Raw genomic sequence first — 24,284 nt, 5'->3', positions numbered from 1 at the left:
CTGCCGCCACCTTCTCCCGCAAGGGTCCCGGCAGGGGGGTGAGGGGCCTACTCCCCCCGGGCCTCCGCCGAGAACATGTAGCCGATGCCACGGATGGTCTTGATATATTGGGCGTCGCGCACATCGTCGCGTAGCTTGCGGCGGATCTTGCCGATCAGCACGTCGATGCTGCGGTCATAGGGCGTCCAGCTGCGGTTGGCGACGATGTCGAGGATCTGGTCGCGCGAGAGGATGCGCCCGCGTCGTTCGACCAGGGCCGACAGGATCTGGAACTCCTGGCTGGTCAGGCGTACGCGCTCGCCCTCTGGTGAGGAGAGCTCGTAGCGCGAGGGATCGAGCTGCCAGCCGGCGAAGCGAATGGCGGGCGAGGCGTTAGGCTCCACTGTTTCGGGTAGATTGATGCGGCGGGCGAAGCGGCGCAGCACCGTGCGGACCCGGGCCAGCAATTCGCGCGGCTCGAAAGGCTTGGTGATGTAGTCGTCGGCACCCAGTTCCAGGCAGACCACCTTGTCGATGGTGCTGTTCTTGCCGGACAGCATGATCACCGGCAGGTCGTATTGGCTGCGCAGGGCGCGCGCCAGGCTGAGGCCGTCTTCCCCGGCGGGGAAGGTCAGGTCGAGGATCACCAGGTCGAAGCTCTCGTCGGCCATGGCCCGGCGCATGGCCCGCCCCTCATTGGCGCTGGCGGTGGCATAGCCTTCGCTGGCCAGGAATTTCTCCAGAAAGCGGCACAGCCGATGATCGTCATCGACGACGAGGATGCGAGACTTGGTGTCGGCTGCAGGCATGGCGGGCAGGATAGTCGTATTGCTGGCCGGGGTCGAGATGGGCGGACGGGACGTCCGCGGTCCCAGCCGCGACATTTCCGGCGCGAACCTTGCTGGAATTGCATGGGAAACGATGCGGCTGGGACCGCGGATGTCCCGTCCGCCCCTGAAACCGGGATGCTTGTCGCAGAAGCGCGGGCCTTTCCGGTTACAAAAAATTACACAAACCGTGGTCGGACGATTCATGGCGGTTACAGGGCCCGCCTAGGCTCCCTTTGCACGAACGGCCCGGCGGCCCCTTGCGGCGCGGGCACAGAACATCGTGACGGTTCGGCCCGGAGTACCCCGCAGGCCGGCCCCAGGAGGAGGAACCGATGCCCAAGACCGTATTCTCCGTCGATCTGAAAAAGGCACCCGAGGACCAGGCGATCAAGACCCATAATCGCTGGCATCCCGATATTCCGATGGTCGAGACCTTCAAGCCCGGCGATGTCTTCCGCGTCGAGTGCTATGACTGGACCGGCGGCCAGATCGGCAACAACAACAGCGCCAACGACGTGCGCGACGTCAACCTCACCCGCGTGCATTATCTCTCCGGCCCGTTCGGGGTCGAGGGTGCCGAGCCCGGCGACCTCCTGGTCGTCGACATCCTCGACATCGGCGCCCTGCCGGATTCGGAATGGGGCTTCAACGGCCTGTTCGCCAAGGAAAATGGCGGCGGCTTCCTCACCGAGCACTATCCCAACGCCACCAAGTCGATCTGGGATTTCAAGGGCATCTACACCACCTCGCGCCATGTGCCCGGCGTGCGCTATCCCGGGCTGATCCATCCCGGCCTGATCGGCTGCCTGCCCGACCACAAGCTGCTGGCCGAGGCCAACCGGCGCGAGGCGGCACTGGTCGCGACCGATCCCGAGCGCGTGCCGCCGCTCGCCGCACTTCCGTTCGGCGATACGGCGCTGATGGGCCAGATGACGGGCGATGCCGCCCACAGGGCGGCTGCGGAAGCCTGGCGCACGGTGCCGCCGCGCGAGCATGGCGGCAATTGCGACATCAAGAACTTGTCGCGAGGTTCCAAGGTCTACTTCCCTGTCTATGTGAAGGGCGGCGGCCTTTCGATGGGAGATATCCACTTCTCCCAGGGCGATGGCGAGATCACCTTCTGCGGCGCCATCGAGATGGCCGGCTGGATCGACATCAGCGTCGATGTCATCAAGGGCGGCATGGCCAAATACGGCATCATCAACCCCATCTTCAAGCCGAGCCCGATCGACCCGCATTTCGACGACTACCTCATCTTCGAGGGCATCTCGGTCGACGAGCATACGGGCGAGCAATATTATCTCGATGCCCATGTCGCCTATCGGCGCGCCTGCCTCAATGCCATCGAATATCTCAAGAAGTTCGGCTATTCGGGCGAACAGGCCTACTCGATCCTGGGCACGGCGCCGGTGGAAGGGCGGATCGCCGGCATCGTCGACATCCCCAATGTCTGCGCGACGCTGGCCATTCCCACGGCCATCTTCGACTTTGACATCAATCCGAACGCGTCGGGTCCGACCAAGAAGGTCTCGGGTGCCGACGTCGCCAGGACCAGCTGATCATCGCCTCGCACACATCATGAAACCAGCGCCTCGGCCGGACTGCCATCTCCGGCCGGCGCGTTGCGTGTAGAGGAAACGCGATCATGCTGCTCGGATTTGCATTGCTTTACGTGGGTGCCGTCCTGTTCCTGAACGGCTTGTGGCTCATGGGCAGGATCGACGACAAGGAGATCGTCGTCATCAACGTGGTCTCCGGCTTCGTCACCTTGTGCGTCGCCCTGTCCTCGGCCTTCGGCGCCAAGGCCGATGCCGCCTCGATCAAGGCGGCGGCCCTGACGCTGTTGTTCACCACCACCTATCTGTGGGTCGCTTACAACCGGGTGGTGACGGTTGACGGCCGGGGCCTGGGCTGGTTCAGCCTGTTCGTGGCCGTCACTGTCGTGCCCATCGCCGTCCAGGGCCTGACCTCGGCTCAGAGCCTGACCGATACCTGGCTCGGCCTGAACTGGGCGATCTGGGCCGTGCTCTGGTTCATGTATTTCCTGCTGCTGGCGCTCAAGCGCCCGATCCTCAAGGTGACGGGGCTGGCGACTGTGGCGTCCGGCATCGTCACCGGCTGGATCCCGGGCCTGCTGCTGCTGGAAGGCAAGCTGTGAACCTGCCGCGGGGTACGCCCCGCGGCATCTTCCGCGTATCGGTTGGAGAGAACCATGCCGCTTTACAACTATGTCTGTGACGATTGCGGTCCCTTCGACGAATGGGTGCCGATGGCGGATGCCGGCAAGGCCTGCGCCTGCCCGACCTGCAGCGAGCCCGGCCAGCGTGACGTCGCCGCCCCGCAGCTCAGCCTGATGAACGGCACGCTGCGCCGAGCGCTTACCCGTTCGGAAAAGAGCGGTACCGAGCCGAAAGTGGTGAAGAAGGCCCACCTCGCCGGTTGCGGCTGCGGAATCTGCAAGGTCGGCAAGAAGGGCCCCTCCACTCGTCACAAATGGATGATCGGGCATTGATGCCCGGGACGGCAAACGCTCGGCTCACGGACACTGAGTTTGCGGAGATGAGTGTGGGATTGGTGTGCCGATCTCCAGATCGGCATTTTCCTCACCAGCAAGCATCTCGTTTCCAAGGACGCCGATCTGGAGATCGGCACACCGGCCGCCGGCCCCTTACGCCTTGACCACCTTCGCCATGTCGGCGCCGGCCTTGGCGCAGGCATTGCGGGTGTCGACCACCAGCCGGGCGGCACTGGCGACCAGGCCGTAATCGATGCCGTCATGGTCGGTGGCGACCAGCACGGCGTCGTAGCCGGCAAGGATCTCGGGAGAGAGTGCCACCGAACGGCGGCCGGCAAGGGCGGCATGCTCGCGCGTCTTCGGGATCACCTGGGCATGGGGATCGTGGAAATCGGCCTGCGCCCCGCGCTCCTCCAGGATCTCGATCAGCTTGAACGAGGCGCTCTCCCGGGTGTCGTCGACGTTCTTCTTGTAGGCGATGCCGATCAGCAGGACGCGGGCACCGTTGAGGCCGCGCTTGAAGCGCTTGTCGAGCGCCTCCGCCAGCCGGTCGACGACATGGCGGGGCATGGCGGTGTTGATCTGGCCGGCCAGCTCGATGAAGCGCGTGGCGATGTCGAACTCCCGCGCCTTCCAGGTCAGATAGAAGGGATCGATCGGGATGCAGTGCCCGCCGAGCCCGGGGCCGGGATAGAAGGGCATGTAGCCGAAGGGCTTAGTCTTGGCGGCCTCGATGATTTCCCAGACATCGAGCCCCATGGCGTCGTAGATCACCTTCAATTCGTTGACGAGGGCGATGTTCACCGAGCGGAAGATGTTCTCGGTGAGCTTGACAGCCTCCGCCGCCGCCGGCGAGGAGACCGGCACGGTGGCGCTCACGAAGGCGTCGTAGAGGGTCTTGGCCAAGGCGAGCGCGTCGGCGCCGTCGCCCCCGACGACCTTGGGAATGTTCTGGGTGCCGTAAACCGGATTGCCAGGATCCTCGCGCTCGGGCGAGAAGGCGAGGAAGAAATCCTGGCCGCAGACGAGGCCGGCAGCCTCCAGCACCGGCTTCATCAGTTCCTCTGTGGTGCCGGGCCAGGTCGAGGATTCCAGGATGACGAGCTGGCCGCGCCGGAGCTTTTTCGCGATCGAGGCGGTCGAGTTGGCGACATAGGACATGTCGGGCTCGCGCTGGCGCGTCAGCGGCGTCGGCACGCAGACGAGGATGGCATCCGGCTCGTCGAGCCGGGCGAAATCGGCGGTGGCCTCGAACAGGCCCTTGGCGATGGCCTCGCGGATCGGCGCGTTGGAGATGTGCTTGATCAGCCCGTCGCCCTGGTTGAGGGCCGCCACGCGCCTGAGATCGATGTCGAAACCCAGCACTTTGAAACCGGCACCGGCAATGGCGATAGCGAGCGGCAGGCCGACATAGCCGAGGCCAATGATGCCGATCACGGCCTGTCGTGCTTGGATGCGGGCGAGGAGGGCGGAGGCGAGCGGGGACTGCATGTCCTGCATATCCGCCAGGGCAGGACGGAAGGCAAGCGGGCGTTGCGTATCCGCATGGTTCGAATGCCACTCCGGCAGGTTCACGCCTCTCGATGCCGAAGCGGCTTGCCAAGCAGCAAAGCCATAAGTAATGTTATGTTATAACATTACTTATGGAGTCATTATGGAGATCGAAGACAAGAGGCTGCCGGTCACCGTGCTGTCGGGGTTTCTGGGGGCAGGCAAGACCACCCTGCTGAACCATGTCCTCAACAACCGGGAGGGCCGGCGGGTCGCGGTGATCGTCAACGACATGAGCGAGGTCAATATCGATGCCGATCTGGTGCGTGACGGCGGCAGCGGCCTGTCGCGGACCGACGAGAAGCTGGTGGAGATGACCAATGGCTGCATTTGCTGCACCTTGCGCGACGACCTGCTTTCCGAGGTCCGGCGCCTGAGCGAGGAAGGCCGCTTCGACTATCTCCTGATCGAGGGCACCGGCATTGCCGAGCCGCTGCCGGTCGCCAGCACCTTCTCCTTCCGCGACGAGGCGGGCGTGAGCCTTTCCGATGTCGCCCGCCTCGACACCATGGTCACGGTCGTCGATGCGGCGAACCTGCTGGCCGACTACGGCTCCAATGATTTCCTGCGTGATCGTGGCGAAACGGCGGGAGCCGGGGACGAGCGCACCATCGTCGATCTCCTGGTCGAGCAGATCGAGTTCGCCGATGTCGTGGTGATCAACAAGGCCGCGCAGGTCTCTGCCGATCGGCTCGCCTTGGTGCGCAAGGTCGTGCAGGCCCTGAATGCCGATGCACGCATCGTGGAGACTGATTTCGGCAAGGTTGCGCTCGATGCCGTGCTCGATACCGGCCTGTTCGACGAGGAGAAGGCGCAGCGCCATCCGCTCTGGTACAAGGAACTCTACGGCTTCGCCGACCACGTGCCGGAGACGGAGGAATATGGCATCGCCAGCTTCGTCTATCGCGCGCGGCGGCCTTTCGATCCCGACAAGTTCAACGCCTTCGTCGAGAGGACCTGGCCGGGCCTGATCCGGGCCAAGGGCCATTTCTGGCTGGCGACGCGGCCCGACTGGGTGGGCGAGTTCTCGCTGGCCGGCGCCATCGCCCGCGTGAGCGCGATGGGGCATTGGTGGGCGGCCATCCCGCGGCGGCACTGGCCCGATCACCCCGATTGGTGGCGCATCCTCGAGCGCAACTGGGACGACGTCTGGGGCGACCGGCGCCAGGAGCTGGTCTTCATCGGCACCAGCCTGGACGAGGCCGCGATCCGCAAGGCCCTGGACGATTGCCTTGTGCAGCCTGCCGGCGGGAGCCGCTTCGACCCGAAGGCCTATCGCCATCTCAGCGATCCCTTCCCGGTCTGGGAGGCGGCCTGAGGTTGTGCGGAACCGGAGGTCAGGGATGGCCAGCTCCGGTTCCTCAGGCGATGGCGACCCATCCGGTCACGACGATGAGGATCACGGTGACCATGCAGCCGGCGATATAGAGAACGGTTCGCACACTGCCGCCCTTTGCCGCGTTGCCGCCGCGCAGATAGATCGCCACATGGGCCAACCGGACCAGGACGTAGAGCCACACCAAGGTCGCGAGCAGGGTCGGCCCCACACCCACCATCATCGCCAGCACGGCTGGTACGACGAAGGGGGCCAGGGCCTCCACCGAGTTCAGATGTGCACGGTCGATGCGGTAGAGCGGGTTTTCGTCGGCGGCGGGAAGTATCGGGCCGGAGAGCACGCCGGCCCGGCCCTTGGAGTATCCCGAGTTGATGGCCAAGGCGATCGAGGTCAGGCAGAGTGCGAGCACCCCGATGATGCTGAAAGTGTAGGCTGCCATGTGATCTCCACGGGTTCGAGCCACGGTGAGGTCGGAATGGAGGCCGAGCGGAGCGGATTTTACGACGGCCGCTCAACCGCGAAGGTGGTCTCGCGCCTGCATGAGCGCGAATCCGAGCAGATTCTCGCCGCGCCAGAGAAGCGGATTGCCCGCCCGCTCATCATCGCCGGCGAGGCCGATGCCCCACACCCTGTCGACGGGACTTGCCTCGACGAGGACGGCCTCGCCGGTCGACAGCAGAAATTCCTTTAGCGCAGGATTCTGGCCGAATTTGTGGATGCTGCCCTCCGTTACGATGCGATATTTTTGCGCATCCCAGTGCGAGGACTCGAAGCCCTTCACCCCGCGGCCGAGTTGCTTTGCCTGCTTCGGGCTGGCCGCTGTGAGGATCTCTGAAAGGCTCTGCTCATCGCCGAAGAGCCTGGCCTTCCCAGCCATCATCCAGTGCTCGGCGGTGGGATAGCGAACCCCCCGCCACGTCGAAGGAGGCAGGCCACCACTGGCTGAAGCAGGAGGTGGTGATCCGGCCGTCCCTAAAGCAAAGCGCGTTTAGACGGAAACGCTGCATTGCTTTAGCTCTTTGATTGGACGCGTCTTTGCGATGCTTGGTGATTCCACCAAATCGCAAAACGCTTTGGCGGGCTGATGCCCCCAGAAGAACACGAACTTCAAACGGGCCTTGGCTCGAAACGCCTCTTCGAGGCGAGAGCGATCATATGTCATCGGCGCATGCCTCAATGATAGGGATCGGCCGCATCCCTGAGGCCGTCGCCGAAGAAGTTGAAGGCGAGCACGACCAGCATCACCGGGACCATCGGGATCAGCAGCCAGGGATAGAGGTTGATGGCGCCGAGATTCTGGGCGGAATTGAGCAGCACGCCCCAGCTCACCACGGGCGGGCGCAGGCCGAGCCCGAGGAAGGACAGCGCCGTCTCGCCCAGGATCATCGCCGGGATCGACAGGGTGGCGCTGGCGATCAGGTGGCTCATGAAATTGGGCAGGAGATGGCGGCCGATGATGCGGGCCCGCGAGGCTCCCATCATCTCGGCGGCATGCACGAAATCCTCGTTGCGCAGCGATTTCACCTTCGAGCGCACCGCCAAGGCCAGGCCCGGCCAGTCGAGCAGGCCGAGAATGATGGTGATGCCGAGAAAGACGATCACCGGGCTCCAATTGGCCGGCAGGGCGGCCGACAAAGCGAGCCAGAGCGGCAGTTCCGGCAGCGAGCGCAGCACCTCGATCAGACGCATCACCAGGGCGTCGACGATACCGCCGACATAGCCGGCAAGGCCGCCCAGGGTCAGGCCGATCGTGAAGGAGACCGCGATACCGATCAGACCCACGGTGAGGGAGATGCGGGCGCCATAGATGATGCGCGAGAGCATGTCACGGCCGAGCCGGTCCGTCCCGAGCAGGAAGGCGGTGCCGTTTTCGGGCGGGCAGACCAGATGGAAATTGCCCTCGAACAAGCCCCACATCTTGTAGCGTTCGCCGCTGCAGAAGAAACGCAGGGCCTGGGGCTTGGTCTTGTCGACCTGGTAGATGCCGGGAAATTGCGGGCTCTCGATGTCGCGGATGGCGAAGTTCACGGGATAGACGAAGGGGCCGACGAACTGCCCGTCGTGAAACAGATGCACGCTCTGCGGCGGCGTATAGAGATAGTCGGCGTTGCGCTGGTTCAGGGAATAGGGGGCGATGACCTCCACGAAAGGCAGCGACAGATAGACCAGCGCCAGGAAGATGCCGGCGAACAGGGCCGGCCGGTTGCGCCGGAACTTCCACCAGATCAGCGTGGCCGAGGACGCGCGATAGAAGCGCTCCTCCTCGGCCGTCATCTTCTTGGCGACATAGGGGTCGAAGGGAGCCGGATTGACGTAATGGGGCGATCGCAACTCGGTCATTACAGTCCTATTTGCCGGTGCCGATACGGATGCGCGGATCGAGCACGGCGAGGGCGAGATCCGCGATGAACATGCCGACCACCGTGAGGAAGGCAACGAAGAGCAGGATGAAACCCGCCAGATACTGGTCCTGGATGCGCAGGGCCTGCACCAGGATCGGGCCGATCGTCGGCAGGCTCAGCACGATCGAAACGATGGCCGAGCCCGAGACGATGCTGGGCAGGAGATTGCCGATATCGGCCACGAAGGGATTGAGCGCGATGCGGAAGGGGTATTTCAGGAGGGCACGGCCCGGCGGCAGCCCCTTGGCCTTGGCCGTGACCGTATATTGCTTGGCGAGCTCGTCGAGCAGGTTGGCACGCAGCCGCCTTATCATGCCCGCGGTGCCGGCCAGGCCGATCACCACCACCGGCACGATCATATGGCTGAGGAAGGAGCCGAGCTTGCCGAACGACCAGGGCGCATCGGTATAGTCCGGCCCGAACATGCCGCCGATCGAAATGCCGAACCAGCGGTTGAGATAGAACAGCAGCGCGAGGGCGAGCAGGAAGCTGGGCGTCGCCAGGCCGATATAGCCCAGGAAGGTCACCAGATGGGCACCGACCGAGTTGCGGCGGGTGGCCGAATAGATGGCGATCGGGATGGCTACGAGATGGATGAAGACGATCACCGCCAGGTTGAGCAGAACCGTCAGCAGCAGCGCATCGCCCACCACGGCCTTCACCGGCTGCTCATATTCGAACGACCACCCCCAATGGCCCTGCAGCAGGCCGTTGAAGCCGTTGGGCCCGGGCAGCACGCCGAGCCAGGTGGCGTATTGGTGCAGCAATGGCTTGTCGAGGCCGTATTGCACCCGCATCGCCTCCGCTTTGGCGATGCTGGCAGTCTCGCCCTGGGCCCTCAGTTCGTTGATCTTGTTGGTGAGGAAGTCGCCCGGCGGCAGCTTGATCACGATGAAGATCAGGAGCGAGATCAGCAGCAGCGTCACCACCATGGTGGCGAAGCGGCGCAGCACGTAACGCATCATGGCGTATTCCCCGTCACGACGATGTTGTCGTAGTAGAATTCGTCGACGCGGTAGACACCGATCAGCGCGGTCGGTTCCCAGGAAAAGACCGCCTTCTTGGGGATGTTGCGGATGGCCTTGTTGACGATGATGGGCTTGAGTGCGCCCTGCACGGTGCCGATGCTGAACTGCTGGTCGGCGTGGAGGGCGAGCATTTCGCGCCAGACGGCTGCCTGGGCGTTGAGCGTGGTGGCATTCATCCACTGCTCCCACAGGGACATCAATTCGATCGCCTCGGGCATATCGGGTTTTTCACCCGCCATGCCGCCGGTTTCGGCATATTGGCCCCATTTGGGCCAGGAGTAATTGTCCTGGCGCAGGGGCGCCAGGCCGTTGGGCGGCATCAACGCGGTCGGAATGGCATTCTCCAGGCCTTCGCTCGCCACCATCAGGGTCATGCCCGAGAAGGAGCGCTTGGCAAGGTCGTTGCTGTCCTCGGCCTTCACCACCACCTTGAGGCCGACATCCTGCCAGAACTCGCTGGTGATCTCGAGCGCGTCGGCGATGTCGCGGGCATTGCCTGCCACCTCGACGATCAGTTCCGCTTCCCGACCGTCGGGCAGCAGGCGGAAGCCGGCCGCGTTACGCTTGTTGAGGCCGGCTTCGTCCAGCAGCTTCTTGGCGAGCGCCGGGTCATAGGTAGCCCAACGCTTGCGGTCGTCTTCGCTGTAGAGCGCGCTTTCCGGCATCACGGTGTTGTTGCCCTCGATGCCGAGCCGGAACCACAAGGAATTGTTGAGCGTGTGCCGGTCGATGGCCATGGACAGGGCCCGGCGGAAGCGCACGTCCCTGAGCACCGCCCGCCATACTGCGTCGTTGCAGGTGAGGTTGGGGTAGAGGGCGAAGGCGGAGCCGCGTGCGATCGGCCAGGCCAGCGTGCGATAGGCGTGGCTGGCTTCGCCTTCCTTGAGCGTGGGAATGTCGCTGGTGCTCAACCCCCAGGCCAGCAGGTCCACCTCTCCTGCATTGGCCTTGGCGGCGAACAGGCCGGCGGACGAGATCGAGACCACGATGCGGTCGATATACGGAAGCTGCCGCCCGCGCGGGTCGACCCGGTGGAAATAGGGGTTGCGCTCGAACACATATTGCTGGGCCGGCGGCTTGGTCACCACATGCCAGGGGTCGAGCGTCGGCATATCGGGGTTCGAGTTCGTGTAGGGATCGTCGAGTTTGTTGTAGAGCGCGGCCCAGGAGGTCATCTGCCGGTCTGCGGTCATCTGGGCGAGCTTGTTTGCATCCCCGTACTTCTTGTGGAACTGCTTGAGATAGTGAGCCGGCGAATAGATCCAGTTCGGCGCAGGCGCTGCCAGCGAGGGCAGGAAGGCCGGATTGGGCTTGGACCAGCTGTAGCGGATATGGGTGGCGTCGAGTATCTCGACCTTCGGCTTCTCGCCGTCGACCAGCATGAAGGCAGGTGGGCCTGCGGGATTGATCTTGGGGTTGAGGGCGACATCCTCCCAGTAGAAGCGGAAATCCTCGGTGGTGAAGGGGGCACCGTCCGACCAGCGATGGCCCTCGCGCAAGGTGAAGGTGAAGACCTTGTCGTCCTGGCTGTCGACGGCCTGCAGGATGTCCGGCTCGAGGTTGAGATGCTCGTCATAGCCGACGAGGCGGGTATAGCCGATGACATTGATGTAGCGCAGGTCCCGGGCCTTGGCGGCCAGGGTGCGGATCTCGCCGCCATAATCACCCAGGCTGCGGTTGCGGGCGAGCATGTCGGCCACCAGCGGCACCTTCGGCATGCGATCGAGCAGTGGCGGCAGGTCGCCGCTAGCGATCTTGGCGACCAGGGAAGGCGGTTCGGCGGGAGCCGGCGGCGGATCCGCGATGGCAGGGCCTGCCAGGAAGAGGGCGAGGCCGAGAGCGGCTGCAACATGCTTGAGGGTGGTGTTCACGCCGCTTCCCCCCTGCGCTGGTCGGCCGCGTCGGCGCCGAGGCGGACGAAATGGCGAGGCTCCACCTCCACCATGACGGGCGGCGGCGCATTCGGCAGGATAGCGAAGGGGGCCGGCCATTGCTCGGGCTGGGAGGCATTGCCGGTCTTCAGCTTGGCGAAATCGAGCGGGTTGGCGAGGTCGACGTCCGGAATGGCCTGCAGGAGGGCCTTGGTATAGGGATGCTGGGGCGAACGGAACAGCACCTCGCGCGGCGCCTGTTCCACGATATGGCCGCGGCACATCACGGCAATATCGCGGGCCATGTATTCCACCACGGCCAGGTTGTGGGACACGAACAGATAGGAGACGCCGAGCGCTGCCTGCAGGTCCTTGAGCAGATTGAGGATCTGGGCCTGGACCGAGACGTCGAGGGCCGAGGTCGGCTCGTCGCACAGGATCACCTTGGGCTCCAGCGCCAGGGCGCGGGCAAGGCCGATGCGCTGGCGCTGGCCGCCCGAGAAGGAATGCGGGTAGCGACGCATATATTGCGGTTCGAGCCCGACCAGCTCGAGCAGGGACTTGACCCGCTCATGGCGTTCGTCGGCGGTGCCGATGCTGTGGATCCGGAGGGGTTCCGACAGGATGTCGAACACCGTCATGCGTGGGTTGAGGCTGGAGAACGGGTCCTGGAACACGAATTGGACCGAGCGGCGATAGGCCTTGAGCGCCTCGCCTTCCAGCGTGAACACGTCGCGCGGGCCGCTGCCGTCGTCGAAGCGGACCTCGCCGCTGTCCGGTGCGCTGCCGGGCGCGCGCATGATCATGCGCGACAGGGTGGTCTTGCCCGAGCCGGATTCGCCGACGAGGCCCAGCGTGGTGCCGCGTTCAAGCGAGAGTGAGACATTGGTCAGGGCCTGGATCGTCTCTGCGCGGCCCGACCACATGCCCGACCGCATCGTGAAGGTCTTGGAGACATTCTCGACCTGGAGGACCGGGCCGCCGCCCGCAGTGGCCGGGGCCGGCGCCGCGGCCCCGCGAGGCGGAACGGCGATCTCCCGCAGGGGCTTCAGTCTTTCGCCCGGCTTCATGTTGAAATGGGGCACGGCCCGCATCAGGGCCTTGAGGTAGTCGTGCTCCGGGTTCTGGAAGATGGCATCGCGGCCGCCAAGCTCCATCACCTCGCCGCGATACATCACCACCACCTCGTCAGCCATGTTGGCGACCACGCCGAGATCATGGGTGATGAAGATCACAGCCATGCTCTGGTTCACGGCGCTCTTGGCGTCCTGGATTTCCTTGATGAGGGCGAGGATCTGCGCCTGGGTGGTGACGTCGAGCGCGGTGGTCGGCTCGTCCGCAACCAGCAGGGCCGGCCGGCAGATCAGGGCCATGGCGATCATGGCGCGCTGGCGCATGCCGCCCGACAGCTCGAAGGGATAGGTGGTGAGCATGCGCTTGGGATTGCGGAAATGGATCTTGGCGAAGAGATCGAGCGCCCGCTCATTCGCTTCGCGCCGGGAACAGCCCGTATGCACGATCAGGGCCTCGGTGACCTGGTCGCCGATGGTGTGCACCGGCGACAGCGAGGTCATCGGCTCCTGGAAGATCATGGCGATACGCCCGCCCCGGATGGCACGCATTTCGGGCCCGTTCGGATTGAGCCTGACGAGATCCGTCGTCGTGCCCGTGGCAGGATCGCGGAACAGGCAGCTGCCGCCGGTGACCCGCGCCGTCTTGGAAAGCAGGCCCATGATGGCCTGCGCCGTCACCGACTTGCCGGATCCGGACTCGCCAACCACCGCCAGCGTCTGCCCTTCGAAGACGTCGAAAGACACGTTCTTCACCGCATGAACCAGGCCGGTGTCGCCCTGGAAGTCTACGCTGAGGTCGCGCACGCTCAGCAACGGCTGGTTGATCATCCCCGCTCCGCAGTCTCTCCGATGCCCGTTTTCCGGTGCTTGTCGGTTGCCAGACTATTCCCACGCGCAATCGCGCGCCACTGCTATCTGGCGTGTGTATCGTTTTTCGATCCAGCGCTTCATGCAAATAACGAATGTGCCGGCAGGAAACGTATATTCTCGTGCTTCTTGAGCCTTTTGAGCAATCTATCCAGGAAACTCCAAATCCAGGCGTCGTGTACGAGGTGATGCGTGAGTATGCCTAAGGGTTCGTCATGTTCAAGGGCATTGATGAACTGTGACAATACAAGGATGGGGTCAAGGAGGCCGCCACCTTGTTTCCAGGCGATCGGATCGATGTGAATATTGACGGCGGTAAGATCATGCAGCCGGGCGGCAGGCCGCGGGCCGGCGACGGACAAGCCGCGAAAGCCGAGGGTGGCGAGGCCGCCGATCAGCACCGGATCGATGCGGTTCCAGGGCGGTACCAGGACGGGCAGGCAGCGCGCGCCGAAGCGGGAGCGCAACGTCGAGAGGCCCTGGCCGAGTTCGGCCAGCACCTCGGCGGCAGGGCGATAGCCGAGTTCCTGCTTCTTGGCGCCGGGCGGGGCGTGATTGGCATGGGCATGGCCATGCACGAGAATGTCGAGATGTCGTTCTTCGGCGATCGCTTCGGCCAGGCTCGGTGAGACGGTGGCGGGGATGGCGGCCAGGGACAATGGCAGCTGATGGCGGCGTGCCAGGCCGAGCAGGCGGTCGAGTGCCGGCGTGGCGGCCACGGCATCGTCGTCGCGCCACCACAGGCGGACTTCGCGGCGGGCGGCCAGCGCCTCGTCGAGACGTGTCCAGGCCTCAGCCAGCTCTTCGGCCCGCTGCGCCGCCGCCTCCACGGTCCGCACGCTGGCGGCGATGCCGTCGAGGGCAAGGACGGGCGCCTTGCCGGGTGCGCGTGCCAGGGCGGCCTTGACGGCTGCCGCCAGGGAGGAGCCGGAGAGATCGGCTTCGCCGACGATGCCGGCGAGGCCGAGGGCATGGAAACGCTCGGCGCGCAGGCGCTGCTCGGCTTCCTTTCCCTGTTCGAACGGCACGATCACCGCCGGTACGCCCGCGCGGGCGAGGTCGATCATGGTGTTGTAGCCGGCCTGGCTCACCGAAGCGGCCGCGCCCGCCAGCAAGGCAGGAAAGTCCGGCCTGGCCCGCTCGACGACGACCTGAGGGCCGGCACTGGCCACCAGGGCTTCGAAATCGCTCGCGGTGACGCCGTGCCCGACCAGCAGGCGCCAGCGCGCGGGCATATCGGCAAGTGCCGCAGCCTCGATGGCGGCGCGGTAGAGCGGCAGGCTGGCGGCGCTGCCGCCGCCCGAGACCAGGATTTCGCCGGAAGGCACGGCGTCGACGGGCTCGGTCGTGTCGGCGATGTAGCCGGTATAGGTCAGCATGCGCTCCAGCCCCGGGCTGGCAGGCCAGGACGCCGACAGCGGCGTGACCAGGGCATCGCCATGCACCAGCACGCCGTCATAGAAGCGAGCGAGGACGGCGTCCGTCTCTTCTACCCGGCCCGGCTTGGCCGGCGGGTTGAGGATGTCGCGGATGGAGGCGAGGATGGCCACCGGCCTGGCGCGCTGGCGCGCCGCCTCGACCAATGCGCGGAATTCGGGGGCGAGCTGACGGCGGCCGAAGGGATAGGTTTCGGTCACGACCACGTCCGGATCGGCGCTGGCGAGAGCGGCCAGGATCGCCGCGATGCGAGCCTGGCGGACCTCGTCGCCGATTTCACGGCCATCGGAGCCGAGCAGCGTGCGGAAATCGACGCCGACGCAGTGGACGGGCGGCAATTGCACGAAGGTCGCGCCCTCGACCCGGATCAGGGGGGCGGGCCGGCCGCCGCTGACCAGGGTGACGCGATGGCCGGCGACGACCAGCCCGCGCGCCAGGGCGGCCGCGCGGGCGAGATGGCCGACGCCGAGCAGATGGGTAACGAGGATGAGGACGGAGCGGCTCATGCGTCGGGCTTTTCCGGTTGGATCAGGGGCAGCAGGGCCTCGCGTAGGCGGCGGGAGGCTGAGGCGAGCGAGCGCTCCTGCCGGGCGAAGGCGAGGGCCTGGCCGGAAAGGCGCTGCCGCAGGGTAGTGTCGCGCATCAGACCGGCGAGGGAGCGGCCGAAATCGGCGGCGTCACCGGGCCTGGTCAGCAGGCCGGTCTGCCTGTCCAGTACCACCGAGCCGACGCCACCGAACTTGCCGGCGATCGCGGGGCAACCCTGCAGGGCCGCCTCCAGGAAAACCATGCCGAAGGCCTCGTTCACCGCCGGCCAGGCCAGCAGATCGGCCTGTGCGTAGAGGGCGGCCAGCCTGGCCCGATCGTCGATGCGGCCATGCAGGGCGACGCGTTCGCCGAAGGGGGCGAACAGCGTCTCGACCCGGTGCCGGGCCGGGCCGTCGCCGACGATGTCGAGATGCCAGGAAGGATCGGCATCGAGCCCGGCCAGAGCGGCCGCCAGAATCTCATAGGACGCCAGCTTGTCGGGTTCGCGCATCATGGCGACGGTGAGGAGGCGGCAGGGAGGCGACGGCGCGCTGGACTCCGGCCGGCCTGGTTCCAGCAGCGGCCAGCCTGCGGCATCAATGAAGGGCGGCAGGTCGACAAGGACCTGGCCATCGGGCCTTGCGGCTTCCAGCATGGCCCGGTCGTTCGGATTGAGGATGACAATGAGCGAGGCTGCGTCGAGGGCGGCTTCCGCCTGGGCATGCCCTCTGGACCAGGCGCCCTGGGCGCGCTTGGGAGCCCGAGATCCCTCGGCGATCACATAGGGAATGCCGAGGGCGCGGGCGATCGCCGGGCCGATGAGGTCCGGTGCCTTGTAATAAACGTGATAGGTGAACCACAGGGCCGGCCGTTCCTGCGGGTGCTCGCGATAGAGAGCAAGCAGGCGGGCCACCTCTGCCTGTGCCGGTTCTGAAAAATCCCGCCCGCCGACGGGATCCGCCGTCCGCAGCGCCGAGGCGATGCCGGTCTCGAAACCGGCGCCCTGCAGCGCGGCAAGAAAGAGGCGCGCCGTTTCCCGATCCCCCGACGGCACCGGGTGATCGGCTGGTTTGAGCGGGGCGTGGAAGGCGATCCGGGCCATGGGAAGCGGTGAACTGCTTGAGCGCTGCGGGAGGCCGTTCCCGCAGATGGAACAGACCCCTCCGCTTAGCCCGCGAATGTTGGCTGCACAATCCCCTGCCTTCTGCCGTGGGCTGGTGCCGGGACTATCGTTTGTCAGCGCTTTGGCGTGGTCGCAGTCTTCTCGTAGAAGAGTACCCGGTCGGCCGGCAGGAGCTGATCGAAATAATCGAAATCCCGAATATTGCTGGTGAGCACAGTCCAGCCATTCTCCACAGCCTGCAGATAGAGGCCTGCATCGTTGAGGAGAGATTGGTTCGCGCGATTGTCGACGCCAGACAAGCGGGCCACCAGGCTGGCCAGCATGCCTGCTTCACCGATTGCCGTATGGGAAGGGCACGAAAGTCGGTGATCCGGAATGCCCTCGATCGTGTACCGTATTTCACGCAGGACGTTCCTGGCCGCCGGGTGCTTCGGGTCGAGGCGGCCGAACAGATGCGTCAATTCAGCCAAGCAGATCGTGGAGTGATTGATGATCCGCGCAGAAAGCAGATCGTCGACGCTCACTGGTGTATGGCCTTGCAGTACGTCGATATAAACGCAACTGTCGATCAGCAATTCGGTGCCGGCCGAAATCGGTGTCATGACGCTCGGCAGGTCGGCAAGGGGCCGTCGCCGAATCGTACCGGCGACACGTTGCGGTTTGACGCGCCGAAGTGCGCGCGCCAGCTCAAAATTCAAGGTCGATGTCTTTCTCGATCCGACCCTTGCGGCGGACGAGCTTAGCCCCGAAATCATCCTCGAGCGCGACCCTGGCCAGGGCGTATTCCAACAGTTCAGTGTCGGATGCGATTCCCGATTTCTCCTTGGCCGCCGCCACGAGATCACGCTGCACCCGCCCGCCGATCCGGCCATTTTCGCCGCCGAGCAGCCCAAGCCGGCGCGCCGTATCAATCACCGACTGCCGCCTCGGGTTCTGGGGAAGTGTCGGGCTTTGACGGGACGATTTCAGCATTGGCGGCTCCTCGTTAGACAAAATAACAATTCTGTCTAACGAGTTCAATTGCAACCTGGCATCTTAGCGCGTGAAGCTCACCACATTGCCGGCATCGACATTGAGGAAGTTGCCGGTGGACTTGGCCGAAAGGTCGGAGGCGAAGAAGTAGACAGCCTCGGCGATGTCCTCGGGATAGACCGAGCGCTGCAGCAGGGAACGCTTGCGGTAGAACTCCTCCAAATCGTCCTCGCCGATCTTGTTGGAGGCGGCGCGCTGCTGGCGCCATTCGCCCTGCCAGATCTTGGAGCCGCGCAGCACGGCGTCGGGATTGACGACGTTGACGCGGATGCCGTGCGGCGCCCCTTCCAGGGCCATGCAGCGGGCGAGGTGGATTTCGGCCGCCTTGGCGGTGCAATAGGCCGAGGCGCCGGCCGAGGCGGAGACGCCGTTCTTGGAGGCGATGAAGACCAGGGAACCACCATTGCCCTCGGTCTTCATCAGGCGATAGCCCTCGCGGGCCACCAGGAAATAGCCGGTGGCGAGGATGGAGATGTTGCGGTTCCACAGTTCCAGCGTGGTGTCCTCGACCGCGGCCGCCGAGGAGATGCCGGCATTGTTGACCACGATGTCGATGCCGCCATAGCTGCGTGCCGTTTCCTCGAAGGCGGCGATCACGCTGGCCTCGTCGGTGACGTCCATCCGGATGCCGCGCACTTTGTCCTTGCCGAACACCCTGCCGAAATCGGCAACGGCCGTGTCGAGCGAGGCCTGGTCGATGTCGGCCAGCACGGCATTGGCGCCTTCCTGCATCAAGCGGGCGGCAATCGCGCGGCCGATGCCGCCGGCGCCACCGGTGACCAGGGCGGTGCGCCCGGCCAGGCCCTTGGGCTTGGGCATGCGCTGGAGCTTGGCTTCCTCGAGCAGCCAGTATTCGATGTTGAAGGCTTCCTGCTCGGGCAGGCCGACATAGCTGTCGACACCGCTGGCGCCGCGCATCACATTGATGGCGTTGACATAGAATTCGGCGGCAATGCGGGCCGTCGCCTTATCGGCGGCAAAGGAGAGCATGCCCACGCCCGGCACCAGGTAGATCACGGCATTGGGATCACGCATGGCCGGCGAATCGGCATGCCTGCAGCGCTCGTAATAGGCGGCGTAGTCGGCGCGATAGGCCTCGATCAGGCCGTCGAGCGAGGCGATGGTGGCCTCGATGTCGCCGGCGAAGGGAACCACCAAGGGGCGGATCTTGGTACGCAGGAAATGGTCGGGGCAGGAGGTGCCGAGCGGCGCGAGCTTGGCCAAGGCGTTTGAATTGACGAATTCCAGCACCTCCGGCGCGTCGGTGAAATGGCCCGACTTGGCCTGGGCCTTGCCGATGTGGCCGCGGATGGCCGGCATCAGGCGGGTGGCGATGGCGGCACGCTCGGCAGCAGGCAGGGAGGCGACCTTCTCGCCCTCGAAGGCGGGCTTGCTTGCCTTGGCTTCCAGCCAGTCGGCGGCCTTCTGGATGATGCGCAGGGTGAGCTGGTAGCAGGCCTTGGCATCGTCATGCCAGGTAAACAGCCCGTGCCCGCCGAGCACCACGCCGGTGAGATGGGGATTCTCCGTGGCCAGCTTGGAAAGCTTGAGGCCGAGATCGAAGCCGGGCCGCTGCCAGGGCAGGAAACCGATCTCGCCGCCGAAGATGTCCTTCGTCAGCTTCTCGGCGTTCTTCGAGGCGGCGATGGCGATCACGGCGTCGGGATGGACATGGTCGACATGGATCTTCGGCACGAAGGCATGCAGCGGCGTGTCGATGGAGGCCGCTCGTGGATTGAGGTCGAAGGTGCAGTGCGGCAGGTAGCCGACCATCTCGTCCTCATGTGCCAAGCCGCGATAGAGGCCCTTCAGTGCTTCGAGCTTGTCGAGATAGAGGGTCGAGAAACCGTCGAGCTTCATCGAGCCGATGTCGCCGCCCGAGCCCTTGACCCAGAGCACGGTGACCTCCTGGCGCGTCAGCGGATCGGTCGCCTTGACCTTGGCCGAGGTGTTGCCGCCGCCGAAATTGGTGATGCGCAGGTCCGAGCCCAGCAAATTGGAGCGATAGAGCAGCTTGCCTGGTTCATCGAGGGAATTTGCGACGGTGTCGTCCCAGAGGTCTGCGAGTCGTGCGGAGGCCATGGCGTGCGTTTCCTGTGTCATTGCTGCCAACCTTATGAATGCTGTCGCTCATGGTCAATCATTATCGCTCATTTGGTGCGTAAAATTTGTCGTGCGTTGCAACAAATCGCTCATATCGTTGACATGTGTGAGCGAATGAACGAGATTGTGAGCGAATGGAGGGGGCATGCACGAACAGGAACGCTGGCAAGCCATCGTCAGGCTTGTGCAGGAACGCTCGGTGATCTCGGCCCGCGAACTCGCCGCCGTCACGCGGGCCTCGCCCGCAACCATCCGCCGCGATCTCACCCATCTGGCCGCCCAAGGCATGGTCAGGCGCATGCATGGCGGTGTCCGTGCGCTGGCCTCGCCGGAAGGAGCCAAGCTCGAGGCACAGCGTTTCGGTGTCAGTCAGGCCCTCAACGCCGGGCGCAAGAGAGCGATCGCCGAGCGTGCGGCCACGCTGTGCCGCGACGGCGAATCCATCATCATCAATGGCGGGTCGACCACCTTCCACATGGTCGAGTTCCTGCGGGCCTCCCGCCTGCAGATCCTGACCAATTCCTTCCCGATCGCCGCGGCCCTGATGCAGGAGAGCGACAATCGCATCATCCTGCCCGGTGGCGAGATCTATCGCGACCAGAGCCTGATCCTCTCGCCCTTCGACGAGGATTCGATCCAGCACTATACGGCCTCGAAGATGTTCATGAGCGCGGCCTCGATCGGCCCGCTCGGGCTGATCGAGAGCGATCCGCTGATCGCACGGGCCGAAGCCAAGCTGCTCAATCGCGCGGCCGATCTCATCGTGTTGGCGGATTCCTCGAAATTCGAGCCGCGCGGCTCGATGGCGGTGGCACCCCTGTCGCGCATCCGCAGGCTGATCACCGATGACGGCATTCCGCCCGCCGTGAGCGACATGCTGGCGGAGGCCGGCGTCGAGGTCGAGATCGTTGTCGTGGATGAGGGCTGAAGGCGGCGACGGTCAGGCGGTCACATCGACCTGCAATCCGGCTGCCTTCCATTCCGGAAAGCCGTCTTCGAGGCGCCGGATCCGATATCCCTTGGTGCGAAGCAGGGCGACGGCCTCGAAGGACAGGACGCAATAGGGCCCACGACAATAGGCCACGATTTCCTGGTTCGGCGGCAGTTCGGAAAGACGCCGTTCCAGCTCGTCGAAGGGCAGGTTGAGGGCACCCGGCAGATGGCCGAGCGCGAATTCGTCCTCCGGCCGCACGTCGAGAAGGGTTATGCTGCCGTCTTCGAGGCGGTTCAGCAGTTCCTCGCGCGAAACCGGTTCGAGCCGGTCGAGCCGATCGAAATAGTCGGTGACGATCTCGCGCACCTCGGACTGGCTGTGCTCGGCATAGCAGCGCAGGGCCGACAGCAGTTCGAGGATCGGGCCGTCGCCGAGCCGGTAGAGAACCCGGTTTCCGACGCGCCGGGACTGGACGAAGCCTCCCCGGCGCAGGTGCTGGAGATGCTGGGATGCATTGGCGAGGGACAGGCCCGTGAGCTGCGCCAATCGTTCGACCGAGCGTTCGCCCTGGGAGGCATGCTCAAGCAATTCCAGCCGATGCGCATGCCCGAGCACCCGTGCCAGATCTGCAAACTGCTCGAAAAGACGATTCTTTGCACTTGCCATTGACAGAATTCTAACATCAGACAAGAATTCAAGCAATTAGTTGAATAGTTGATTTTTAGCCCGTTCCGGTTGCCGATCGAGAGGAACTCGCCCGTGTCGTCCGGCCTCCCCATGCATCGGCAGGTTCTCCTGCTTGCCGCGGCCCAAGCATTGTTTCAGACCGCCTCCGTCCTCGTGATGACGGTCGGAGGCCTTGCCGGCGCGCAGATCGCCACCCGCCCGGAATGGGCGACCATGCCGATTGCGGCCATGTTCCTCGGGACGGCGCTGACGACCTTTCCAGCATCGATGTGGATGACGCGGGTCGGACGGCGGGCCGGCTTTACCGCCGGAGCGCTCCTCGGCGCGGCGGGGGGCTTGGCGGCGGCGGCCGGCCTCTGGCTCGGCATGCTCCCGCTGTTGTCGCTGGGCACTTTCCTCGTTGGCGTCTACCAGGCTTTCGCGCAATTCTACCGTTTCGCGGCCGGCGAGATCGCGGACGAGGCCTTCCGGCCGCGCGCGATCTCGCTGGTGCTCGCCGGCGGCATCGTCGCCGCGCTCGGCGGCCCCACGCTCGGCCCTCTTGGTGCGCCTCTGCTGGAACCGCATTATGTCGGTTCCTTCCTGCTGCTGACGCTGGTCTCCATGGCCGGTGCCGGCGTGCTTCTCGGCCTGCATATCCCCGCTGCGACGGTGGAGGCCGGCAAGACGGCCGCCGGCCGGCCGTGGCGGACCATCGTTTCGCAGCCGGCCTATCTCGTCGCCCTGTTCGGCGCGGCGACCGGCTACGGCGTCATGATCCTGGCGATGACGGCGACGCCGCTTGCGATGGTTCATCACCACCATGATCTTTCCGTCGCCGCGATGGTTATTCAGCTTCACGTCCTCGGCATGTTCCTGCCATCCTTCTTCACGGGTTCGCTGATCGCGCGTTTCGGTGTGCTGCGTATCATGCTGGCCGGCGTCGTCCTGCTCGCCGGCCATGTCCTGATGACGTTGAGCGGTGTCTCGTTCGGCTCCTTTGCCTCGGCGCTCGTGCTGCTCGGCATGGGCTGGAACTTTCTCTATATCGGCGGCACGACCCTGCTGACCGCCACCTATACGGTGGCGGAGAAGGGGCGTGCACAGGCAACGAACGACATGACCATCTTCGTCGTGGGGCTCGTCTGTTCCTTCAGCGCCGGAGGCCTGCTGCAGGCTTTCGGCTGGCAGACGCTCAACCTGCTGCTGCTGCCCTGGATGGCGATCGCCGGGCTGGCCATTTTGTGGCTGGGTTGGCGCCGGCGGCGTCTCGAGCCAGCCGCCGCCCCCTGAGATGCGGGCCGAGCGTGGTGGAAAACCCTAGCCGAACCCGGCATTCGATGGGCCTGCCCGGTGAAATTCTTATCAGCCCCGCCCACCAATCGAGGTTGCCAAGCCGGGGGCCCTTTACGCGGAAGGCTCAGGGCAGCGGAATGCCGCGGCATCGGAAAGAAAAGGGGCATGACGGCAATGGCGACCTCAACCGCATGGCCAAGCACCACGTGCAGACGAGGCCTCCTCCGGCGCCCGATCACAACGAGGCCGGCAATGCCGAGTTCGCGCTTGCGAACCCGGACCTTTGTCATTCTTCTCGTTCCTATTCCTCGCTACGCTACTTGCGCCCGCGCCCGCAGAGTTGTGGCGTCGCTCTCGAGTTGGTCGACTGCGATATCGTCGCGATAGGTTTCCGGACCCATCCATACGGCATAGGCCGTGCAGAGGCCGAGGAAGATAGAATAGAGCGCTACCGGCCACGATGAGCCTGAAGCCCACGACACCATCAAGGTCGCCAATGCGGGTGCTGGGCCGCCGGCGAGAAGCGACCCGAGCTCGCGCGCGAAAGCGAAACCCGAGAAGCGGCGCGCCGGCCCGAAAAGTTCGGAGAAATATGCAGCCTGTACGCCGAACATCATACCGACCGCTATCTGCGCCAGCCAGAACGCGGCGATCGAAGCCAGGAACGATTTCGACTCGAGAAGCCAGAAAAACGGGAACGCGATGAGACATCCAAACAACGCGCCGGCGATGTAGACCGGCCGTCGGCCGATGCGATCCGACAGCGCGGCGAAGCCGATCACGCAAGCTACCTGCACGACATAGCTGGTCATCAGCACGAACAATGATTGATCCTTGGGGAACTCGAGCGTGTTCACCGCGTAGCTAAGCCCGAATACCGGGAATAAATAGCCAAAGCCGTTCTCGGCAAGACGCGCGCCGAGAACGACGAAGAAGTTGCGCGGTTGCTTGGTCAGGGACTCGACGATCGGATTTTTCGATTTCTTTTCCGGCTCGGCGGCAATCGTCTCGAACACCGGTGTTTCATCGATACGGTAGCGCACGAACAAACCGAACGCGATGATGACGATGCTGGCCAGGAATGGCAGGCGCCAGCCCCAGTCCATGAATTGTTCTTGCGGCAATTGCGAGACGAGCCAGAAGGCGCTCGATGCCAACATCATTCCGAGGCCGACTCCGGCGGGCGCAAATGAGCACCAAAAGCCACGCTTGCCGGTTGGCGCATACTCGGCGAGCAGGATAACGGCGCCCGTATATTCGGCACCCGCGCCGAAACCCTGCATCAGGCGCATCGCGACGAGCAGGATTGGCGCCCAGATACCGATCTGGTCGTAAGTCGGTAACAGGCCGATGAGAACTGTGCCGATGCCAACCATCATCAAGGTGATCAGCAGCACCGGCTTTCGGCCGATGCGGTCGCCGAGATAGCCGAAGAACAGGCCGCCGAAAGGGCGAGCGATGAAGCCGACGCCGAACGTTGCGAGGGCAATCAACGTGCCCTTACCGCCGAAATCAGCAAAAAACAGCTTGCCGAACACGAGACCGGCGGCCGTCGCATAGATGAAGAAGTCGTACCATTCGAGTGCAGAACCGACGCAAGACGCGACGATGACCTTGCGTGGATGCATTTCCATCGCAGCTTTTGGCATAGAGGATCCTCCCCGGAGGCATTTGTTTTGTATCGAATGACCGGCGCCTCGTTGGACGCCGGCT

At 64.7% G+C, this 24,284-nt stretch carries 21 protein-coding genes; 6 read left to right on the top strand and 15 right to left on the bottom strand.

The window, feature by feature from the left end:
- Window positions 1-47: 47 nt before the first annotated feature.
- Window positions 48-788 (bottom strand): response regulator, encoded by a 741-nt coding sequence (locus BA190_RS19630; protein WP_068291267.1) that lies wholly within the window; start codon window positions 786-788, stop codon window positions 48-50.
- A gap of 353 nt (window positions 789-1,141) precedes the next feature.
- On the opposite strand from BA190_RS19630, the gene fmdA reads away from it, so the two are divergent.
- From fmdA to BA190_RS19615, 3 genes are all read left to right on the top strand, one after another.
- A complete protein-coding gene (gene fmdA / locus BA190_RS19625; protein ID WP_068291088.1) occupies window positions 1,142-2,368 on the top strand; it encodes a formamidase in 1,227 nt (408 codons plus the stop codon).
- Window positions 2,369-2,454: 86 nt separating this feature from the next.
- On the top strand, window positions 2,455-2,967 hold the full coding sequence (locus tag BA190_RS19620; protein WP_068291084.1) for an AmiS/UreI family transporter: 513 nt from the start codon (window positions 2,455-2,457) through the stop codon (window positions 2,965-2,967).
- Window positions 2,968-3,021: 54 nt separating this feature from the next.
- The gene (locus BA190_RS19615) at window positions 3,022-3,321 is read left to right on the top strand and encodes an FmdB family zinc ribbon protein (protein WP_068291080.1); all 300 of its coding nucleotides are present in this window, start codon (window positions 3,022-3,024) and stop codon (window positions 3,319-3,321) included.
- 156 nt (window positions 3,322-3,477) lie between these two features.
- Here BA190_RS19615 and BA190_RS19610 read toward each other — a convergent pair whose 3' ends face one another.
- A complete protein-coding gene (locus BA190_RS19610; protein WP_371260348.1) occupies window positions 3,478-4,815 on the bottom strand; it encodes a nucleotide sugar dehydrogenase in 1,338 nt (445 codons plus the stop codon).
- 163 nt (window positions 4,816-4,978) lie between these two features.
- On the opposite strand from BA190_RS19610, the gene zigA reads away from it, so the two are divergent.
- Window positions 4,979-6,193 (top strand): zinc metallochaperone GTPase ZigA, encoded by a 1,215-nt coding sequence (gene zigA, locus BA190_RS19605; protein WP_068291077.1) that lies wholly within the window; start codon window positions 4,979-4,981, stop codon window positions 6,191-6,193.
- Between the two features lie 43 nt (window positions 6,194-6,236).
- Here the strand turns inward: zigA and BA190_RS19600 are convergent, their stop codons facing one another.
- The 11 genes from BA190_RS19600 to BA190_RS19550 form a co-directional block, all read right to left on the bottom strand.
- On the bottom strand, window positions 6,237-6,650 hold the full coding sequence (locus BA190_RS19600; protein WP_068291075.1) for an MAPEG family protein: 414 nt from the start codon (window positions 6,648-6,650) through the stop codon (window positions 6,237-6,239).
- A 72-nt stretch (window positions 6,651-6,722) separates the two neighbouring features.
- Window positions 6,723-7,142: an NADAR family protein gene (locus BA190_RS19595; protein WP_256390540.1), complete on the bottom strand. Its 420-nt coding sequence runs from the start codon at window positions 7,140-7,142 to the stop codon at window positions 6,723-6,725.
- Window positions 7,143-7,384: 242 nt separating this feature from the next.
- Window positions 7,385-8,551 (bottom strand): ABC transporter permease, encoded by a 1,167-nt coding sequence (locus BA190_RS19590; protein WP_068291070.1) that lies wholly within the window; start codon window positions 8,549-8,551, stop codon window positions 7,385-7,387.
- Window positions 8,552-8,558: 7 nt separating this feature from the next.
- Complete coding sequence (locus BA190_RS19585) at window positions 8,559-9,578, bottom strand: ABC transporter permease (protein ID WP_068291068.1); 1,020 nt, start codon at window positions 9,576-9,578, stop codon at window positions 8,559-8,561.
- A complete protein-coding gene (locus BA190_RS19580) occupies window positions 9,575-11,512 on the bottom strand; it encodes an ABC transporter substrate-binding protein (RefSeq protein WP_068291066.1) in 1,938 nt (645 codons plus the stop codon). The genes BA190_RS19585 and BA190_RS19580 overlap by 4 nt, the downstream gene beginning before the upstream one ends.
- A complete protein-coding gene (locus BA190_RS19575) occupies window positions 11,509-13,413 on the bottom strand; it encodes an ABC transporter ATP-binding protein (protein WP_068291064.1) in 1,905 nt (634 codons plus the stop codon). The genes BA190_RS19580 and BA190_RS19575 overlap by 4 nt, the downstream gene beginning before the upstream one ends.
- A gap of 119 nt (window positions 13,414-13,532) precedes the next feature.
- Window positions 13,533-15,395, bottom strand: coding sequence for a glycosyltransferase (locus BA190_RS36595; RefSeq protein ID WP_068291061.1), 1,863 nt, complete (start codon window positions 15,393-15,395; stop codon window positions 13,533-13,535).
- Window positions 15,392-16,519: a glycosyltransferase family 4 protein gene (locus tag BA190_RS19565; RefSeq protein ID WP_068291059.1), complete on the bottom strand. Its 1,128-nt coding sequence runs from the start codon at window positions 16,517-16,519 to the stop codon at window positions 15,392-15,394. Before BA190_RS19565 ends, BA190_RS36595 begins: the two co-directional genes overlap by 4 nt.
- Window positions 16,520-16,653: 134 nt before the next feature.
- Entirely contained in the window at window positions 16,654-17,238 is a 585-nt protein-coding gene (locus tag BA190_RS19560; protein ID WP_068291054.1) for a type II toxin-antitoxin system VapC family toxin, read from the bottom strand.
- Window positions 17,228-17,512, bottom strand: a complete 285-nt coding sequence (locus tag BA190_RS19555) for a hypothetical protein (protein ID WP_068291052.1) — start codon at window positions 17,510-17,512, stop codon at window positions 17,228-17,230. The genes BA190_RS19560 and BA190_RS19555 overlap by 11 nt, the downstream gene beginning before the upstream one ends.
- 63 nt (window positions 17,513-17,575) lie before the next feature.
- The gene (locus tag BA190_RS19550; RefSeq protein WP_245314851.1) at window positions 17,576-19,654 is read right to left on the bottom strand and encodes a bifunctional rhamnulose-1-phosphate aldolase/short-chain dehydrogenase; all 2,079 of its coding nucleotides are present in this window, start codon (window positions 19,652-19,654) and stop codon (window positions 17,576-17,578) included.
- Window positions 19,655-19,820: 166 nt separating this feature from the next.
- On the opposite strand from BA190_RS19550, the gene BA190_RS19545 reads away from it, so the two are divergent.
- Window positions 19,821-20,603, top strand: a complete 783-nt coding sequence (locus tag BA190_RS19545) for a DeoR/GlpR family DNA-binding transcription regulator (RefSeq protein ID WP_068291046.1) — start codon at window positions 19,821-19,823, stop codon at window positions 20,601-20,603.
- Between the two features lie 12 nt (window positions 20,604-20,615).
- Here BA190_RS19545 and BA190_RS19540 read toward each other — a convergent pair whose 3' ends face one another.
- Window positions 20,616-21,275 carry a metalloregulator ArsR/SmtB family transcription factor gene (locus BA190_RS19540; RefSeq protein ID WP_068291043.1) on the bottom strand — a complete coding sequence of 220 codons (660 nt, stop codon included), beginning with the start codon at window positions 21,273-21,275 and terminating at the stop codon, window positions 20,616-20,618.
- A gap of 93 nt (window positions 21,276-21,368) precedes the next feature.
- Here BA190_RS19540 and BA190_RS19535 point away from each other — a divergent pair, with 93 nt between their 5' ends.
- Window positions 21,369-22,568 carry an MFS transporter gene (locus tag BA190_RS19535; protein ID WP_245314850.1) on the top strand — a complete coding sequence of 400 codons (1,200 nt, stop codon included), beginning with the start codon at window positions 21,369-21,371 and terminating at the stop codon, window positions 22,566-22,568.
- Between the two features lie 314 nt (window positions 22,569-22,882).
- Here BA190_RS19535 and BA190_RS19530 read toward each other — a convergent pair whose 3' ends face one another.
- A complete protein-coding gene (locus BA190_RS19530; protein ID WP_068291040.1) occupies window positions 22,883-24,220 on the bottom strand; it encodes an MFS transporter in 1,338 nt (445 codons plus the stop codon).
- Window positions 24,221-24,284 lie beyond the last annotated feature (64 nt).

This window comes from Labrys sp. WJW (genome assembly GCF_001676615.1).
Classification (GTDB): domain Bacteria; phylum Pseudomonadota; class Alphaproteobacteria; order Rhizobiales; family Labraceae; genus Labrys; species Labrys sedimenti.
Note: the sequence above shows the minus strand (reverse complement) of the source record. Positions and strands in the feature narration are given on the sequence as shown.